Here is a 17752-nt window from a genome sequence, read left to right as displayed (position 1 = left end):
GAGCGCGCCATGAATCTCGAACGTCGTTCCCTGCTCAAGGGCATGGCCCTGGGCGGGCTGGCGGGCATCGCCATGGGCGGCTCCGGCCTGGCCCTGGCGCGTGGCGTCGCCGGCAGCGCCGTGGCACAGCCGACGCTGGTGCTGATCAGCCCGGTGGTGGCCGGCTCGGCCTTCCTTCAGGGCCTGGCCGCCAACCCGGCCGCGGCCCGGGCCGAGCTGCTGCGCAGCGATGCCAGCCTGGCTTTCGTCCGTGAACTGCAACGGCGCCTGGAGGCCGGACGGCCGCAGCGCATCGTCGGCCTGCTGGACGACGCCAGCGCCGCGCTGGTGGTCGACCTGGCGCGCAGCGCCGGCGCCCGCGTGCAGTGGCTCGGTGAGCACAGTGCCGATGCGCGCGCCTCGCGGCACCGGCTGATCACCGCGGACGCCGCCCACGGCCACGCCCTGCAACTGGGCCTGCAGCTGGACGCCTGCGGCGCCGGCTTCGACCTGCGCGAGCAGTGCCCGCTGGGCAGCCGCCAGCCCCTGCGCCTGGGCGCCGCCGGCCGCAGCGCCGGCAATGCCGAGCAATGGGCCGCCACCCTAGGCTACGGCCTGGCCTCGCTCGGCGCGCAGCCGCCGGCGCCCGCGCCGCTGGTGGCCGGCCGCCCGAGCCCGCTGGCCGGGCATTTCGTTTCGTTCTCGATCCAGGCTTGAAGGAGCACCTCCCATGACTGACGCAACCAACAAGGCCGTGCTCCCGCGCGGCGTCGACGCCAGCCACTTCCAGCAGGCGCTGGCCAAGTTCCGCAAGCTGCTGGGCGAGGAGAACGTCCTGGCCAAGGACGACCAGCTGATCCCCTACGGCAAGATCATGATGCCGGTGGACAACGCCGAGCACGCGCCCTCCGCCGCCGTCACCGCCACCAGCCTCGAGCAGGTGCAGGGCGTGGTGAAGATCTGCAACGAGTTCAAGATCCCGCTGTGGACCATCTCCACCGGCCGCAACTTCGGCTACGGCTCGGCGGCCCCGGCGCAACGCGGCCAGGTCATCCTCGACCTGAAGAAGATGAACAAGATCATCCACGTCGACCCGGAGCTGTGCACCGCCCTGGTCGAGCCCGGCGTCACCTACGGCCAGCTCTACGACTACCTGCAGGAAAATAACCTGCCGCTGATGCTGTCGTTCTCCGCGCCCTCGGCCATCGCCGGCCCGGTGGGCAACACCATGGACCGCGGCGTGGGCTACACCCCCTACGGCGAGCACTTCCTCATGCAGTGCGGCATGGAAGTGGTGCTGGCCAACGGCGACGTCTACCGCACCGGCATGGGCGGGGTGCCCGGCGACAAGGCCTGGCAGGTGTTCAAGTGGGGCTACGGCCCGACCCTGGACGGCATGTTCACCCAGGCCAACTACGGCATCTGCACCAAGATGGGCTTCTGGCTGATGCCCAAGCCGCCGGTGTTCAAGCCCTTCAGCATCGTCTACGACGACGAGGCGGACATCGCCGACATCGTCGAGATGATCCGCCCGCTGCGCATCGCCCAGATCATCCCCAACGCGGTGGTGATCGCCAACGCGCTGTGGGAGGCCGGCGGCATCAGCGTGCGCCGCTCGGACTACATCAAGGAGAAGGGCGCGACACCGGATTCCGTGGTCCAGCAGATCGTCAAGGACAAGGGCCTGGGCCAGTGGAACGTCTACGCGGCGCTGTACGGCACCGCCGAGCAGGTGGAGGTGAACTGGAAGATCGTCACCGAGACCGTGAAGAAGTCCGGCAAGGGCCGCATCGTCACCCAGGAGCAGGCCGGCGACACCCAGCCGTTCAAGTACCGCGCCGAGCTGATGAGCGGCGTGCCCAACCTGCAGGAATTCGGCCTGTACAACTGGCGCGGCGGCGGTGGCTCGATGTGGTTCGCCCCGGTCAGCCAGGCGCGCGGCAGCGAGTGCGACAAGCAGAAGGTGCTGGCCAAGCGCATCCTCAACAAGCACGGTCTGGACTACACCGGCGAGTTCATCGTCGGCTGGCGCGACATGCACCACGTGATCGACGTGCTCTACGACCGCACCGACCCGGAGGAGACCCAGCGCGCCCACGACTGCTTCGCCGAGCTGCTGGACGAGTTCGCCAAGGAGGGCTACGCGGTGTACCGCGTGAACACCGCCTTCCAGGACCGCGTGGCGCAGATCTACGGCCCGGTCAAGCGCCGGGTGGAGCACGCCATCAAGCGCGCCCTGGACCCGAACAACATCCTCTCGCCGGGCAAGTCCGGCATCGACCTCGCCAACAACTTCTAGCAACCGCAACGGGCCCCGCCGGCAATCGCCGGCGGGGCCGTTTCGCACAGCTGGATCCACTGGCCCGTTCCGCGCACGCCGGGTGCCGGGGGCCCCGGAACGGGAGCGACTCGCGCCATGCGCAACTGGTTTGACAACCTCGGCGTCACCTACAAGCTGGGGCTGGGCTTCGGCCTGGTCCTGTGCCTCACCGCGCTGCTCGCGGTGGGCGACTGGATCAGCCGCGAGAGCCTGCTGCAGCGCAGCCGGGCCCAGGAGGTCTACGGCGCGCTCAACGAAGCGCTGGCGGAACTGCGCCTGTCGTTGCAGGACTATTTGCTGGACGGCGCCAAGGCGGCCAGCGAGCAGCGCCTGGGCGTGGCGCTGGATGACTTCGAGCGCCAGCAGGCGGCGATGCGGGCGCGCAAGCTGTTCGCCCGCGCGGACCTGCTCGCCCTGGAGCAGCAACAGGGCGAACTGGTCGGCGACTACCGCCAGGCCCTTGGCAAGCTGCAGGCCGCCAACCATGCGGCCAGCGCCGTTCGCGACGAGATGGCCGAGCGCGCCGAGCGGGCCTTCGCGGCGCTCAGCGCCCTGCAAGCGCTGGCGGCGGGCCTGGACGAACACGACGAACGCCGCTTCGCCTACTACCAGGCCGGCACTCAGCTGATGCAGGACCTGCTGCTGGTCCGCTACCGCGCGGCGGGCTACGTGGCCCACCCCGGGTCGGAATCCGAGCGGCTGCTGAACGAACAGATGCGCCTGGCCATGGAGAACTTCCCGCGCCAGGCCAAGGTCTTCGGCGCACAGCCCCCCGCCGAGCTGTTGGCGGTGGCGGCGGACCAGCAGAGCTACGCCAAGTGCATCGAGGCCTACCGGGCCGCCACCGCCACGGTGGAACAGGCCCGCCAGGTGCTGGTCAAGGTCGCCGAGCAGACCCGCGAGATCACCCAAGAGCTGACCCGCCAGCAGATCGAACTGCGCGACGAGGTGGCGGCCTTCAGCCGCATGGCCCAGGCCTGCGTGGCCCTGCTGGCGATACTGGCCAGCGCCCTGGCCGCCTGGTTCATCACCCGCCGCATCACCCGGCCGTTGCACGACACCCTGCAGGTGGTCGAGCGCATCGCCTCGGGCGACCTGTCGCAGAACATCCAGGTCCGCCGTCGCGACGAGCTGGGCAGCCTGCAGCAGAGCATGCAGCGCATGAGCTGGAACCTGCGCGACCTGATCGGCGGCATCCGCGATGGCGTGACGCAGATCGCCAGCGCCGCCGAGCAGCTTTCGGCGGTCACCGAACAGACCAGCGCCGGCGCCAACAGCCAGAAGGTCGAGACCGACCAGGTGGCCACCGCCATGCACGAGATGTCCGCCACCGTGCAGGAAGTGGCGCGCAACGCCGAGCAGGCCTCCCAGGCCGCGTCCGCCGCCGACCGCGAGGCCCGCGACGGCGACCGCGTGGTGAACCAGGCGGTGGAGCGCATCGAGCGCCTGGCCCGGGAGGTGGAGCGCTCGGCCGATGCCATGCAGCGCCTGGAGCAGGAGAGCGAGAAGATCGGCAAGGTGATGGACGTGATCAAGTCGGTGGCCGAACAGACCAACCTGCTGGCGCTCAACGCCGCCATCGAGGCGGCCCGCGCGGGGGAAGCCGGCCGCGGCTTCGCCGTGGTGGCCGACGAGGTGCGCGGCCTGGCCTTGCGCACCCGGCAGTCCACCGAGGAGATCGAAGCCCTGGTCGCCGGCCTGCAGAACGGCACCCGCCAGGTCTCCAGCGCCATGCTCGGCAGCCGCGAGCTGACCGCCAGCAGCGTGGCCCTCAGCCGCCAGGCCGGCGAGTCGCTGGGCAGCATCACCCGCACGGTGTCCAGCATCCAGGCGATGAACCAGCAGATAGCCACCGCCGCCGAGGAACAAAGCGCGGTGGCCGAGGAGATCAGCCGCAGCGTGGTCAGCGTGCGCGACGTTTCCGAGCAGACCGCCGCGGCCAGCGAGCAGGTCGCCGCTTCCAGCGTGGAGCTGGCGCGGCTGGGCGGCGAGCTGCAGGCGCTGGTCGGCCGCTTCCACGTCTGAGCCCCGAACGCCGCCGGGGCCTGGGCACGCCCTCAGTCGTGCCCGTCGTCGTGGCCCCGGCTGGGGACCATCCCGGGCGGCACCAGGCCGTCGGGCAGCCAGAGCCGCTCCAGGTTCCTGAAGCCCCAGCGCAGCGGGTCCTCGCGCTGGACGATGCGGTCGTAGATGCGCACGTCGGCCAGGTCGCGCAGTTCCTTGGCGATGGCCTGGCGCCGGTGGGAGCAGAAGAACACCTGCACCTGCGGGCGCGTCAGGTTCTCCGGGTTCTGCTGGACCACCACCCCGAGGTGCCCGGACTCCAGGCGCACCAGGCTGCCGATGGGGTAGATGCCGATGGTCTTGACGAAGGCCTGGAACAGCTGCGGGTCGAAATGCCCCTCCCAGCTGGCCATGCGCGCCAGGGAGCCGGCGGCTTCCCAGGCGCACTTGTACGGGCGGTCCGAGGTGATGGCGTCGTAGACGTCGCAGATCGCCGCCATGCGCGCCAGCAGGCTGATCTGGTTGCCGGCCAGGCGGTGCGGGTAGCCGGTGCCGTCGTAGCGCTCGTGGTGGTGCAGGCAGACGTCCAGCACCTGGGGCGACAGCCGGGTGTGCTGGCGCAGCATCTCGTGGCCGCGTTCGGGGTGGGTGCGCATGATGGCGAGTTCGGCCTCGTCGAGCTTGCCGGGCTTGTTGAGGATCGCTGGCGGCATGGCCATCTTGCCGATGTCGTGGAGCATCCCGGCCAGCCCGGCCTCGCGCTGGGCCTCGACGTCCAGGCCGAGCTGGCGGGCCAGGGCGACCATCAGCGCGCACACCGTCACCGAGTGCATGTAGGTGTATTCGTCCTTGTTCTTCAGCCGCGCCAGGCTGATCAGCGCCGAGGCGTCGCGGGCCAGCGAGGCGCAGATGTCCTCCACCAGCGGCAGGCACAGGTCCAGGTCGATCGCCCGGCCCATGCGCGCCTCGCGGAACAGCTCCATCAGCGTCAGCTTGGAGCGTTCGAGAATGCGCGCGGCTTCGAAGAACTCGTTCGGATAGATGGCCGGCGGCGCCTCGCTGGCCAGCGCCACGACCGGCTCGGCGATGCCTGCGGCGGGCGCCGCGCCGGGGCCCTGCGCCGCCGGCGCGACGGCGTCGGTGACGCCCAGGCCGCGGGCGTCGTCGATCCACAGCCATTGCACGCCGCTGTTCTGCAGGGCGCGCAGGTCGCCGGGGTTCTCCAGCATGAAGCGGGTCTTCCAGAAGGGGTGGGACAGCCAGCTGCCCTCCAGCGACTGGATGAACATGCCCAGGCGAACCTGGTCGGTGCGAATCCGCTTAAGCATGGGGCAGGCTCCGTGGCGGCGGCGCCGGGCTGCGGCAGCCCTCCGGGGAACGCCGGCCGGGGCGGGCGGGCGAGACAGTCACGCACTCTGCTGGCATGGGGTACCTACGGGCCAAGGGGCCTCTCCTTCGTTCGGTGCCATTATCTCGGCGCCAGGAAGTAGCGCTTCTGCTGGAGTGCTGTGGCCCTTTGCCAGCAGGCAAAATATTTTCGTCGTATACGGAAAATTCCCTCTGTAATGGCAAAGTAACGGTCGGGCGGGGACTGACGTGTAGGAACTCATCGGAATGCCGAGCTTTATTCCCGATGCGCTGGAGGGGCAGCGCATCCTGGTCGTCGATGATCTGGAGAGCGAGCGTCGCCTGCTCGCCGAATACTTGCAGCAGCAGGGCTGCCGCATCTACCTGGCGAGCAACGGCCAGGACGCCTTCAAGAAAGTCCAGATGATCAACCCGGACCTGGTGCTGATGGACGTGCTGATGCCCGTGTGGGACGGCCTGACCTGCTGCCGGATGATGCAGGCGAACACCCATACGCGGGACATCCCGGTGGTGTTCCTGAGCGGGGCGAACACCCCCGAGGAGCGCGTCCAGGGGCTGCTGGTGGGCGCCGTCGACTACATCACCAAGCCCTTCAACCTCGAAGAAATCCGCCTGCGCCTGGCCATCCACCTGCGCCGCTGGGGCACCGACCGGCAAGCCTCGCCCATGCCGCCCAGCCACGCCGGCAACCTCGACAGCATCCTCTTCCAGTCGGCCCGCCAGGTGCTGCTGCGCGCGCTGTCGCACACCCCGGAACTGCAGGAGCTGGCCGAGGCCGTGGGCACCAACAGCAAGCGCCTGAACGAGGCCTTCCGCCAGTGCGTGGGCGTGACGGTCTTCGAGTACCTGCGCGAGGAACGCATGAAGGAGGCCTGCGTGCTGCTCAGCGGCACCGGCCTGCCGATCCAGGCCATCGCGCTGGAGGTGGGTTTCACCAGCGGGGCCAACTTCTCCACCGCCTTCCGCGAGCGCTATGGCCTCTCGCCCAGCCAGTTCCGCCAGTCGCGCCTGGACCTGGAGCCCGGCGATGCGCCCTGACCCGCGCGCCGCCTTCACGGCCCTGCTGGGGAGCCTGGCGCTGCTGCTGGTCATGGGCGTGTCGCTGTTCCTCAACCGCGGCGACCTGCAGGCGCCCTACATCGACCTGACCCGCAGCGCCCAAGTGTTCGAGGAGGCCCCCGGCCAGGCGCTGACGCCCGAGCAGGCCTGGCGCCAGGCGGACTGGCGGCCGGCCGATGCCAGCAGCCTGGCGGCGCCGCGTCGGGAGTCGACGCTCTGGCTGCGCCTGCGGCTGGAAAACCCCGACGCCCTCGCCTGGGAGCGCTGGCTGGAAGTGGCGCCCTGGCGCGTCGGCGAGGTCGACCTGTACCGCCTGGACGCGGCCGGCGGGCGCGTCGACGGGCACTGGCGCATCGGCCTGTCGGTGCCCCTGGCCGAGCGTTCGCTGCACAGCCGGCGCAACCTGCTGCCGGTGGCGCTGGCCCCCGGGGAGAGCCGCGAGCTGCTGCTGCGGGTGCGCAGCGAGAGCCGCCCGAGCCTGGCCCTGAACCTGTGGGACATGGGCGCCGTGCTGGCCCAGGACAATGTCGAGCAACTGACCCATGCGATGCTGTTCGGCTGCGTGCTCACCCTGACCGTGCTGCTGTTGCTGCGCCTGGACTGGAGCTTCGCCATGCTCGCCGTGTGGCTGGGCGCGGCCTACGCCCTGGAGGCGGAAAAGGAGGGCTACCTGGCCTTCCACCTGTTCAGCGGGCAGTTCATCCACGGCCCGGGCATGCGCATCGCCTTCTGGCTGGTTTCCCTGGTCGGCTTCCTGGTCGCCGCCCGGCGCCTGCTCGGCCTGGCCGGGCAGGGCGCATGGCGGCGCCTGTACCTGGCCGGCGTGTTCGCCTGCCTGGCGCTGGCCGTCGCCCTGCCGCTGCTGCCGAACAACCTGGTGCGCACGCTGAACCTGTCGCTGAGCTTCTGCCTCCTGGCCTGCTGGCCGCTGTCGCTGTTCTCGCTGCGGCTGCGCGGCGACTTCTGCCGGCAGGTGCTGGCGGGGCTGTTCCTGCTGAGCTGGGCGGAAAGCTTCTGGTTCATCCTCCGCTACCTGCTCAACCTGGGCTACAGCGGGCAGTTCAGCGTGGACGTGGTGATGCTCAGGCTGAGCATCATCATCGGCATCATCGGCCTGTTCACCCTGCAGCAGCAGATGCGCAAGCAACGCCTGGAAACCGAGAGCCTGCAGAGCGAACGCCGGCAGAAGGCGCAGCTGGAAGAGGCGGTATCCCGGCGCACCGCGGAGCTGCAGGCCGCGCTGGTGAAGGCCAAGGACGCCAACCAGGCGAAGATCGACTTCCTCGGGCGCGTCAGCCACGACCTGCGTTCGCCGCTGACCTCCATCATCGGCTACGCCCAGCTGCTGCTGGAGGAGGGCGGGCGCAGCACCCGCAAGGCCGGTGTCATCCTGCGCAGCGCCGGCCACATGCTGACCCTGATCAACGACCTGATCGACCACGCCCGCGGCGTTTCCAGCGACCGCCTGGACATCCAGCCGGTGTACATCCACGGCCTGCTCGACGCGGTGGCGATGGACGCGCACATCCTCGCCCAGCGCAACCGCAACGCCTTCCGCCTGACGCTGTGCGGCGACATTCCCACGGTGCTGCAACTGGATGCCAAGCGCCTGCGCCAGGTGCTGACCAACCTGCTGGACAACGCCGCCAAGTTCACCCGCGACGGGCGCATCGCCCTGCAGGTGCAGGCCGCCGGGCAGCCGCCGCAGGCGGGCCTGGCGCAGCTGCGCTTCTGCGTCAGCGACACCGGCTGCGGCATCCCCGAGCAGGACCTGCCCAAGCTCTTCACCCCGTTCTTCCGCTGCGACGCCACCGGCGTGGAAGGCGCCGGGCTCGGCCTGGCCATCGTCGAGCACTGGGTCCAGCTCATGGGCGGACGGGTGACGGTGCAGAGCGCGCCCGGCGAAGGCACCCGGGTTTTCTTCGAGCTGACCCTGGCCGTCGGCACCGAGCAGGACATGGCCCAGCCGCAACTGTTCGACCTGCCGATGAAGAGCCTGCCGGTGCGCGGCGAGGGGCAGCTGGTGTGGGTCGTCGAGGACAACGCCGACATCCGCGACATGCTGGTGGACCTGCTCGAGGCCAGTCGCTTCCGCGTCGAGGCGGCCGTCGACGGGCAGGACTGCCTGGAGCGCCTGATGGGCCCGGGCGGGCAGCGGCCGGACCTGGTCCTGACCGACTACCTGATGCCGCGCTGCAACGGCGGTGAGCTCCTGCTGGCGCTGCGCGAGCGCTGGCCCGGGCTGCCGGTGGTGCTGATGTCCGCCACCCAGCAGACCATGCATTCCCTCGGCCAGGCGGGCGGCCTGCCGTTCGACGCCAGCCTGGTGAAGCCCATCAGCCTGGCCGACCTGGGCGTGACCCTGGCCCAACTGCTGCGCCTGCGCGGCGGCCTGGCCGGCGTGACCGAAAAGCCTGACCGCCGTCAGCAAGCGCTGGCCGGGCAGTTGGAATCCTTGAGCCGAGGGCAGCGGCAACAGCTTCAGGCGCTCGTGGAAGCGGGCGCCATCACCGACCTCATCGAATGGAGTCGAACACTCGCCGATGCCTCTGGGGAGTTGGCGGTGTACTTGCGAGAACTGGCAGAAACAGGGGACTTGGACTCCATGGAAGAAATGATGGGGTTACTGGGAAGCAACCCGTGAAGTCCCGCGTTTTATTTTTGGAAAGGAAAGGCCCTGGCGGCTTGCGGGCTTAGGGGGCGAGTGTGGGGAGTCAAATGAAAAACAAACAACGCCGGGCGTTCGAGGTGCTCGTCATCGACGATGAGCCGCTGGTCGCATCGGAGCTTTCCGAAGTGCTGGAGAGCGTCGGTTTCTCCTCGGTCGGTTGCAGTTCCATCGCCGAGGCGGTCGCGCTGTTCAAGAAGAACGCCAAGTTGCGCATCCTGGTGTGCGACCTGAACCTGGGCAGCGAATGGGGCCTGGACGCCATCAAGGAAATCCAAGGCGCGGTGGGCGACGACTACCTCTTCGAAGTCATCGTCCTCACCGGGTACGGCGAAAGCGACAAGGTGGTCGAGGCGATGCGCGCCGGGGCCTCGGACTTCCTGATGAAGCCGGTGTCGCCGCAGGAGCTGATCGAGTCGGTGGAGCGGGTGGAGGGCAAGCTGCTGCAGAGCATCCGCCGGCAACGCAGGATCCTTCACCTCAACGGCCGGCTGGAACATATCGCGGAGTCGCTGAACTCGCTGTTCCAGGACGTCAGCGCGATCAAGATGGACGTCCACGGCGGCCCGAACGTCTTCGACCTGGACGATGACGAGCACGCCGCCCCGGACAAGGTCGACATCAGCAGCCCGCTGTTCTTCAACCTGACGCAGCGCCAGCAGGAAGTCGCGCAGTTGATCTGCAAGGGCTATTCGAACTACCGGGTGGCCCATGAGCTGGGCATTTCCGAGAACACGGTGAAGCTCTACATCACCCAGATATTCAAGCTGCTGCGGGTCAGTAACCGCACCCAGCTGGCCATGCTGCTGGCCGCCTCCTCCGGCGCGCCGGGGGGCGTGGATGCCAGGGGGGCGCTGAGGTAATCCGCAATAAGCGGGCGCCTACAGGTCGTGGTTCGCCTTGCGCCTGGGCGATGACTTGAGCGCCAGCTGCGTGCGGTTGCTCAGCCCGGTGAGGCGCAGCGACTGGGAGACGTAGAGCTTCACCGTATGCTCGCTGATGCCTAGCTTGCAGGCGATCTGGTAGTTGCTCAGGCCCTTGCCGATCAGCCTGACCACGTCGAGCTGGCGCAGGGAGAGCTTGGCGAAGAAGGGGTTGGCCAACTGGTCTTCCGGCGTGTTCAACAGGGCCTCGTCGTCCTTCGAGGGCTCGCCCCTGGCGGGCCTGGACGCAGTGCTCGCGTAGTTGATGGCCTTCTTCGCATCGCTGGCCAGGGACTTCAGGCTCTCGGTCAGCACGTCCAGGCGCGACTCCGCGCGGATGACCCGCTGCCGGTCGCGGGCCCGTTCCTCCAGCTTTTCGGCCAGCTTCTCCAGCGCGGCCAGCAGGTGCTCGGGGTTCAGCGGCTTGGCGAGGAAGTCGCAGAAGCCGCTGCGCAGCACGTCGATCAGTTCGTCCTTGCCGGCCCGCCCGCTGATGGTGATGGCCTCGAACAACCTTTCGCTGCCGGCCAGCGCCTGCATGCGCTCCAGCACCCGCGGGCCCTGGCTGTCCTGCAGGTCGAAATCGAGGATCAGCATGTCGATGCCGGGGTTGGCCTGGAACAGCGCCAGGGCCTGTTCCGCGGTGTGCGCGCCCAGGCAGGGGTAGCCGGCGCAGTTCAGCAGGTCGACGACCTCTTCGACGATGTCGGGCTCGTCGTCGAGGATGAGTGCCTGGTGCCCGTGCAGGTTCGCTTTTCTTGTCGTAGCCACTGTGTTCAGACCTTGTTGCGCAGGCGCCGGGCCCCGGCGGTTCAGCTGGATTGCGTGAGGTTCCGTGAGCGCAGTTCGAGGTATTCGCTCAGGTCCTGGAGCCTGTCGCGCTCCAGCTTCCTGCGCATGTGCGACCTGATCCGGCTGACGAAGGTGCGGGGCTCCACCGGCTTGGGGATGAAGTCGGCCGCGCCCAGCTCGAAGCCCTCCAGCTCGGCTTCGGTGGTGTCCTCGCCGGTGAGGAAGATGATGGTGATGTCGCGGGTGCGCGCGTCGGACTTGATCGCTTCGCACAACTGATGCCCGTTCATGCCCGGCATGCCCAGGTCGGCGATGACGATGTCCGGCAGGGGCGTTTCCTCCAGCGTGCCGAGGGCTTCGTGGCCGGAGCCCGCGGTTTTTATATTGAAGAGACTTTCGAACAACTCCGCCGTCGAGGCCAGTGCGTCCGGGTCGTCGTCAACGAGCAATATCAGCGGAAGTTCCGATCGGGTCAGCATCGCTTTTACCGAAGTTCTGCGGAGAGTGGTATTCGCCTGTTTCCTTTTGCATTTCCGCTGGGCAGGTCTTATTGATTGAACCTGCTCAGTGCGCGCGCGGATATTCATGAATTTGCCCCACTTCGATTGCGGATATGAAGTGGGGCGGTGCTATTGCCGCGGCGGGAAATCAGAGCGAGTTGGTGATCTTCTCGAAGACCGAGACCAGCTTGGGACCTAGCAGCTTCAAGGTGGCGATGATGGCCACGGAGATCAGCCCGGCGATGACCGCGTACTCGATCGCGGTGGCCCCTTCCTTGTCCTTGGCGAATGCCTTCATGGAAGAGACGAGTTTGTGGATTTTCAACTTGAAGTTCATGGTGCCTCCGTTGCGGGTATATCTTCCGATTCTTTTATGGGGAGTAACTTTTTACAACTAGTAGGAAGGGCATAGTAGCTTTTGGTCGTTTTATTTATCGGGGCGCCAAGGTAGCTTGCCGGCCTTCTCGCGAGATCGACGAGTCTGCTTTCGATACTTGCTTCCCGAATGTGCTTTCCGCTGGCTGCAACGAAATAATCATCATGAAAAGTAAATTGTTGATGGCGTTTGCCGGGCTTCTGTTACTGGGGGCGGTGGTGGTCGGTTACCTGGGGTTGTCCATCGGCAGGCCCGAGGCGCCGGTGGTCGCCAGCGAACCCGTTCCTGCCGTGCTCCCCACCGACCCGGACAAGCTGCAGCGCACCCCCGTGGTGGTGGTCACCCGCGACCTGCCGGCGCTGGCGCTGCTGGGCAAGGACGACCTGCGCCTGGAATACCTGCAGACCGCGCCGGCGGGCAGCTACCCCAAGGTCGAGGCCTTGCTCGGCCAGCGCGTGTGGGTGCCGGTGGCGGCCGGCAGCATCCTTTCCGGCGCCGTGCTCGAACCCGGCGGCCCGCTGGCGCGGACCATCCGCGCGGACGAGCGGGCCATGGCCATCGCCGTGGACGACGTGGTCGGCGGCGGCGGCTTCGTGCTGCCGGGCGACTACGTCGATGTGGTGCTCTACGTCGCCGACCAGCAGGGCATCCAGCGCGACGTCCGCGCCCAGCTGGTGCTGCCGGGCGTGCGCGTCCTCACCTATGGCGAGCAGATCGCCGTGGCCGGCGACGGCCAGCAGCGCAATGCCGACGACGGCCAGGGCAAGGAACGCAAGGTGGCGCGCACCGCGGTGCTGGCGGTGCCGGCGAATGCCACCGCGCGGCTGATGCTGGCCAGCCAGGCCGGCTCGTTGCGCCTGGCGGTGCGCAGCAAGGACGAGAAGCTCTACGAGAAAGAGCAGCAGGGCAGCTACCAGCACACCGCCCTGACCGCCGCGAACACCGAGTCCATCACCCTGGAGCAACTGCTCGGCCGCCGCCAGCCGGTGGCCGCGGCGGCTCCGCGCAGCCCGGCCCGGCCGCGGGCCGCTGCGGGCGTGACGGTCTACCGCGGCGGCACGGTCGCGCACGAGGCGCCTTGAATCAGCCCCTGAAGCAGGGAGAGGGAGTAGTTAGGATGGCTTGCAATATGGGATACCGGCGTCCGGCTGGTGGGGCGGGCGTTTGCCTCGCGGGCGTCATGGCATGGGCGCTGCTGGGTTCGGCGCAGGCCGCGCCCAAGGCCTGCGAAGGGCTGGCGCAGTTGCCGCAGAAGCTGGTGCTGGCGCTGCAGCAGGGCGCCCAGCAGGACCAGCAGCTGCCGCTGCCGATCAAGCGCCTGGCCATTGGCGACCCGCAGATCGCCGACGTGCAGCTGCTGGACAAGCGCAACTTCCTGGTCACCGGCAAGGCCCAGGGCGAGACCAGCCTGCTGGTCTGGACCGGCTGCCCGGGCGACCCGCTGCGGGCCCAGGTGCAGGTGGCCGGGCGCTCGATCCGCGACGTGGGCGCGACCAGCGACGCCGTCGCCGCCGCCAACCTGGCCAGCCAGGTGCAGACCGACATCCGCTTCGTCGAGGTCAGCCGCAGCAAGCTCAAGCAGGCCAGCACCTCGCTGGTGCGGCGCGGCTCCAACCTGTTCATGCTCGGCGCGCCGGGCAGCCTGAGCGGCATCAGCGTGGGCTCCGACGGCGGCGTGACGGGCAACTTCGGCACCAGCGACAGCGGCTTCAATGTCATCTGGGGCGGCGGCAGCAGCAAGGTGCTGGGCTTCCTCAACATGCTCGAAGGCAGCGGCTTCGCCTACACCCTGGCGCGCCCCAGCCTGGTGGCCACCAGCGGGCAGAGCGCGTCCTTCCTGGCCGGCGGCGAGTTCCCCATCCCGGTGCCCAACGGCGATAACAACAACATCACCATTGAGTACAAGGAATACGGCGTGCGCCTGACCCTGACGCCGACGGTGATGTCCACCGGGCGCATCGCCCTGAAGGTGGCGCCGGAGGTCAGCGAGCTGGACTTCTCCGCCGGCATCCAGACCAACGGCATCGCGGTGCCGGCGCTCAACGTGCGGCGCACCGACACCAGCGTGATCCTCGCCGACGGCGAGAGCTTCGTGATCAGCGGCCTGATCAGCAGCAACACGGTGAGCAACGTCGACAAGTTCCCCGGCCTGGGCAACCTGCCGGTGCTGGGCGCGTTCTTCCGCTCCTCGCAGCTGGACAAGGACGACCGCGAACTGCTGATGGTGGTTACCCCGCACCTGGTCCAGCCGCTGGCGGCCAATGCCGCGCTGCCCAAGCTGCCCGGCGAGGGCCTGCGCAACTACGACCCCGGCTTCGGCGAGTTCTACTTCCTGGAGAACGGCCAGTACGACGGCCGCGCTTCGGCCAGCGGGATGTCCCAGTGATGGCCGGCGATCCGCTGGGCCGCAGTGGCAGCCGCGTGCCCGCCGCGCAAAGCCGCAACGCCGCCCAGACCTTCGTCGCGCTGACCCAGCACGCCGGCGAGCTGGAATGGCTGCAGAGCAGCCTGGCCAGCGCCGGCCAGGTGGTCGCCGCCACCAGCGGCACCCTGGAGGAGCTGCTGGCGCTGCTGGAAGTGACCGGCGCCGGCGTGCTCTTCATCAGCCTGAACAAGGCCAACCTGATGGTCCATGGCGCCCTGATCGAGGGCCTGGTGTCGGCGCGGCCGATGCTGGCGGTGGTGGCCGTGGGCGATGGCCTGGATAACCAATTGGTGCTGGCGGCCATGCGCGCCGGCGCCCGCGACTTCGTCACCTACGGCGCCCGCGCCAGCGAACTGGGCGGGTTGGTCCGGCGCCTGGGCGGACGCCTGCCCAGCGTGCCGGTGAGCGCCGTGCAGCAGGGCGAGCTGTTCGCCCTGGCCAGCGCCCGGCCGGACGCCGACGGCGCCTTCGTCGCCCTGCACCTGGCGTTGGCGTTGCAAGCCCAGGAGGGCAACCGGGTGCTGCTGGTGGACATCGGCCAGCCGGCCGGCGAGGCCCTGGCCATCCTCGGCATGGACGCGCCCTTCACCTTCGCCGACGCCATGCGCAACCTGCGCCGCCTCGACCAGACGCTGATCGACAGCGCCTTCAGCCGCCACGACTCCGGCCTGCGCCTGCTCAGCCTGACCGACGAGCCCGGGGTGCTGGAGCGCATGACCACCGCCGAGCTGTACCTGCTGCTGGGCAACCTGCGCGGCGCCTTCAGCCACGTGCTGATCAACTTCACCGCCATGCCCGAAGGCGAGCTCGCCCGCCAGTTGCTGCAACAGGCCAGCCGCGTGCTGTGGCTGGTGGACCAGAGCGTGCCCTCGTGCCGGAAGGGCCTGGAAAGCCTGCGCCGCCTGCGCGAGAACAGCCAGGCGCTGCCGCGCATCGAACTGCTGGTGGAGCGCTACCTGCCCGCGGTGCCGCCGGACGAGCAGGCCCTGTGCCGCATGTTCGGCCTGGAACTCTTCGGCGTGCTGCCGGCCTCGGCCGAGGCGCGCCTGCGGGCGAAGAACCTCGGGCGCAGCCTGTTCGAGGTGGCCCCGCGCGACCCCCTGGCGCTCAAGCTGCGCGCCCTGGCCGAGCCGCTCGGCGCGGTGGGCGGCCAGGCGCGGCGGCGCTTCCCCTGGTTCGGCCGCTTCCGGGGCGCGCGTCCATGAGCTACGCCAGCAGCCTCGGCGCGCACGAGCAGGAAATGCAGCTGCTGAAGATGCGCCTGCACCGCTACATCATCGACGAGATCGACGAAGACGGCGTGAACCTGCTGGAGGGCGCGCGCCCGGCGGTGGCCCAGTACGTCGCCGAGAAGGTCGGCGAGTACGCCGCGCGGCGCCAACTGGCGATCTCCCGCTACGAGCTGGACCGCCTGGCCGAGGAAGTGGTGGACGAGCTGACCGGCTTCGGCCCGCTGGAAGTGCTGCTGCGCGACCCGGACATCAGCGAAATCCTGGTCAACGGCCCCGACCGCGTCTTCATCGAACAGCGCGGCCGCCTGTACCAGAGCGACCTGCGCTTCATCGACGACCACCACGTGTACCGCGTCATCCAGCGCATCCTGGCGCCCCTGGGGCGGCGCCTGGACGAATCCAGCCCGATGGTCGACGCGCGCCTGCCCGACGGCAGCCGGGTCAACGCCATCATCCCGCCGGTGGCCCTGGACGGCCCGTGCATCTCCATCCGCAAGTTCAGCAAGGAGCTGCTGCAGAGCGCCGACCTGCTGGCCTACCAGAGCGTCGACGAGGCGCTGCTGGGGTTCCTCCGCCAGGCCGTGGAGAACCGCTGCAACATCCTCATCAGCGGCGGCACCGGCACCGGCAAGACCACGCTGCTCAACGTGCTGAGCGGCTTCATCGACGCGCGCGAGCGCATCGTCACCATCGAGGACACCGCCGAACTGCAGCTGGGCCATGACCACGTGGTGCGCCTGGAGACGCGCCCGCCGAACGCCGAGGGCTACGGCGAGGTGACCGCCCGCGACCTGATCCGCAACGCCCTGCGCATGCGCCCGGACCGCATCATCCTCGGCGAGATCCGCGGGGTGGAAGTGCTCGACGTGCTGCAGGCGATGAACACCGGCCACGACGGCTCGATGAGCACGGTGCACGCCAACTCGGCGATGGACTCGCTGCTGCGCATGGAAATGCTGGTGGGCCTGGCCGGGCACAAGCTGCCCGAGCAGACGCTGCGGCAGATGATCTGCGCGGCGCTGGACATCGTGGTGCAGATCACCCGCCAGGCCAACGGCCGGCGCTGCATCAGCGAAGTGCTGGAAGTGCTGGAGGTGCGCGACGGCATCTACGTCACCAACTCGCTGTTCAGCCTGGACCGGCGCGCCAGCGGCAGGTTCGTGCGCACCGGCGTGCCGTCGGGGCTGAAGCTGCGCCAGGTGGCGGCATGAGCGCCGGGGCGCTGTTGCTGGCGGTGGCCAGCCTGGCGCTGGTGGGCCTGGCCGTGCTGCTGCTCGGCCTGGGCCTGCGCGCACGCAACAACGAACAGGTGGTGCGCCGCCTGGTGCCCGGCCAGGCCCTGGGCGACCTCGCCGCGGCGCGGCCGCGCACCCAGCATTGGCTGGTGCGGCGCATGCGCCGCGCCGGCATCGTGCAGATGCGCCCCTGGCTGGTCGGGGCGGGGCTGGCGATGCTGGCGCTGGTCGTGCCGGGCTGGCGCCTGCTGAACGTGTTCGGCGTGCTGCTGGCCGTGCCGCTGGTGCTGCTGCTGTTCAACGGCCTGCTCGGCCTGCTGTACCAGCGCCGCCTGCAGAAGATGATCCGGCAGATGCCGGCCTTCCTCGACCAGGTGGTACGCAGCCTGCAGGCCGGGCGCACCCTGGGCGACGCCATCGAGCAGGCGGTGGCGGCGGCCGACGACCCGCTGCGCTCGATCTTCGCCCGCGCCAGCAGCCACGTGCAGCTGGGCATCAGCCTGCCCGAGGCGCTGCAGGACATCGCCGAACTCTACGACGTGGAAGAGCTGCACATCCTCGCCCTGGGCGTGACGGTGAACTACCGCTACGGCGGCAACACCACGGACCTGCTGGACAACATCATCAAGGTCATCCACGAGCGCGAGAAGATCGGCCGCCAGCTGCGCGCCATGACCGGCGAGACGCGCTTCAGCGCCCTGGTGCTGGCGGTGCTGCCGCTGGGCCTGGGCATGTACATCCTGGCCAGCAACCCCGGCTACCTGATGGCCATGTGGAGCGACGGCTTCGGCCGCACGCTGCTGCTGACCTCGCTGGGGCTGCAGGCGGTCGGCTGCGTCACGCTGTGGCGCATGCTCAAGAGCGTGTAGGA

Annotated in this window: 15 protein-coding genes; 11 read left to right on the top strand and 4 right to left on the bottom strand. The window is 69.0% G+C overall.

All coding sequences use genetic code 11. From position 1 onward, the window contains the following. Positions 1–9 precede the first annotated feature (9 nt). The 3 genes from PM1_RS23620 (at position 10) to PM1_RS23610 (ending at position 4324) form a co-directional block, all read left to right on the top strand. On the top strand, positions 10–696 hold the full coding sequence (locus PM1_RS23620; protein WP_009618273.1) for a hypothetical protein: 687 nt from the start codon (positions 10–12) through the stop codon (positions 694–696). 13 nt (positions 697–709) lie between these two features. Continuing rightward, positions 710–2278, top strand: a complete 1569-nt coding sequence (locus PM1_RS23615) for an FAD-binding oxidoreductase (protein ID WP_009618274.1) — start codon at positions 710–712, stop codon at positions 2276–2278. Positions 2279–2395: 117 nt separating this feature from the next. Continuing rightward, the gene (locus PM1_RS23610; protein ID WP_009618275.1) at positions 2396–4324 is read left to right on the top strand and encodes a methyl-accepting chemotaxis protein; all 1929 of its coding nucleotides are present in this window, start codon (positions 2396–2398) and stop codon (positions 4322–4324) included. A 32-nt stretch (positions 4325–4356) separates the two neighbouring features. Here PM1_RS23610 and PM1_RS23605 read toward each other — a convergent pair whose 3' ends face one another. Next, positions 4357–5631, bottom strand: a complete 1275-nt coding sequence (locus PM1_RS23605) for an HD-GYP domain-containing protein (RefSeq protein WP_009618276.1) — start codon at positions 5629–5631, stop codon at positions 4357–4359. Positions 5632–5917: 286 nt separating this feature from the next. Here PM1_RS23605 and PM1_RS23600 point away from each other — a divergent pair, with 286 nt between their 5' ends. The 3 genes from PM1_RS23600 to PM1_RS23590 all read left to right on the top strand — a co-directional run bounded on the left by PM1_RS23600 (position 5918) and on the right by PM1_RS23590 (position 10261). Further along, entirely contained in the window at positions 5918–6709 is a 792-nt protein-coding gene (locus PM1_RS23600) for a response regulator transcription factor (protein ID WP_009618278.1), read from the top strand. Further along, positions 6699–9374 carry a hybrid sensor histidine kinase/response regulator gene (locus PM1_RS23595; RefSeq protein ID WP_009618280.1) on the top strand — a complete coding sequence of 892 codons (2676 nt, stop codon included), beginning with the start codon at positions 6699–6701 and terminating at the stop codon, positions 9372–9374. The genes PM1_RS23600 and PM1_RS23595 overlap by 11 nt, the downstream gene beginning before the upstream one ends. 74 nt (positions 9375–9448) lie before the next feature. Next, entirely contained in the window at positions 9449–10261 is an 813-nt protein-coding gene (locus PM1_RS23590; RefSeq protein WP_009618281.1) for a response regulator transcription factor, read from the top strand. Positions 10262–10279: 18 nt separating this feature from the next. On the opposite strand, the gene PM1_RS23585 is transcribed toward PM1_RS23590, so the two are convergent. The 3 genes from PM1_RS23585 to PM1_RS31170 form a co-directional block, all read right to left on the bottom strand. Continuing rightward, entirely contained in the window at positions 10280–11092 is an 813-nt protein-coding gene (locus PM1_RS23585; RefSeq protein WP_009618283.1) for a response regulator, read from the bottom strand. Between the two features lie 41 nt (positions 11093–11133). After that, the gene (locus PM1_RS23580) at positions 11134–11592 is read right to left on the bottom strand and encodes a response regulator (RefSeq protein ID WP_009618285.1); all 459 of its coding nucleotides are present in this window, start codon (positions 11590–11592) and stop codon (positions 11134–11136) included. A 169-nt stretch (positions 11593–11761) separates the two neighbouring features. After that, on the bottom strand, positions 11762–11950 hold the full coding sequence (locus PM1_RS31170; protein ID WP_009618286.1) for a Flp family type IVb pilin: 189 nt from the start codon (positions 11948–11950) through the stop codon (positions 11762–11764). Between the two features lie 203 nt (positions 11951–12153). On the opposite strand from PM1_RS31170, the gene cpaB reads away from it, so the two are divergent. From cpaB to PM1_RS23550, 5 genes are read left to right on the top strand one after another with little or no spacing between them, the layout of a single operon-like run. Further along, the gene (cpaB, locus tag PM1_RS23570) at positions 12154–13071 is read left to right on the top strand and encodes a Flp pilus assembly protein CpaB (RefSeq protein WP_009618287.1); all 918 of its coding nucleotides are present in this window, start codon (positions 12154–12156) and stop codon (positions 13069–13071) included. Positions 13072–13106: 35 nt separating this feature from the next. After that, the gene (locus PM1_RS23565; RefSeq protein ID WP_009618288.1) at positions 13107–14375 is read left to right on the top strand and encodes a type II and III secretion system protein family protein; all 1269 of its coding nucleotides are present in this window, start codon (positions 13107–13109) and stop codon (positions 14373–14375) included. Continuing rightward, positions 14375–15619: a type 4b pilus Flp biogenesis protein TadZ gene (gene tadZ, locus PM1_RS23560; RefSeq protein ID WP_009618289.1), complete on the top strand. Its 1245-nt coding sequence runs from the start codon at positions 14375–14377 to the stop codon at positions 15617–15619. The genes PM1_RS23565 and tadZ overlap by 1 nt, the downstream gene beginning before the upstream one ends. Beyond that, the gene (gene tadA / locus PM1_RS23555) at positions 15616–16857 is read left to right on the top strand and encodes a type 4b pilus Flp biogenesis ATPase TadA (RefSeq protein WP_009618290.1); all 1242 of its coding nucleotides are present in this window, start codon (positions 15616–15618) and stop codon (positions 16855–16857) included. Before tadZ ends, tadA begins: the two co-directional genes overlap by 4 nt. Then, positions 16854–17750: a type II secretion system F family protein gene (locus PM1_RS23550; RefSeq protein WP_009618292.1), complete on the top strand. Its 897-nt coding sequence runs from the start codon at positions 16854–16856 to the stop codon at positions 17748–17750. Before tadA ends, PM1_RS23550 begins: the two co-directional genes overlap by 4 nt. The last annotated feature ends 2 nt before the right edge of the window (positions 17751–17752 follow it).

Origin of the sequence: Pseudomonas sp. M1, from assembly GCF_022760135.1 — a bacterium.
Classification (GTDB): Bacteria; Pseudomonadota; Gammaproteobacteria; order Pseudomonadales; family Pseudomonadaceae; genus Pseudomonas; species Pseudomonas citronellolis.
Note: the sequence above shows the minus strand (reverse complement) of the source record. Positions and strands in the feature narration are given on the sequence as shown.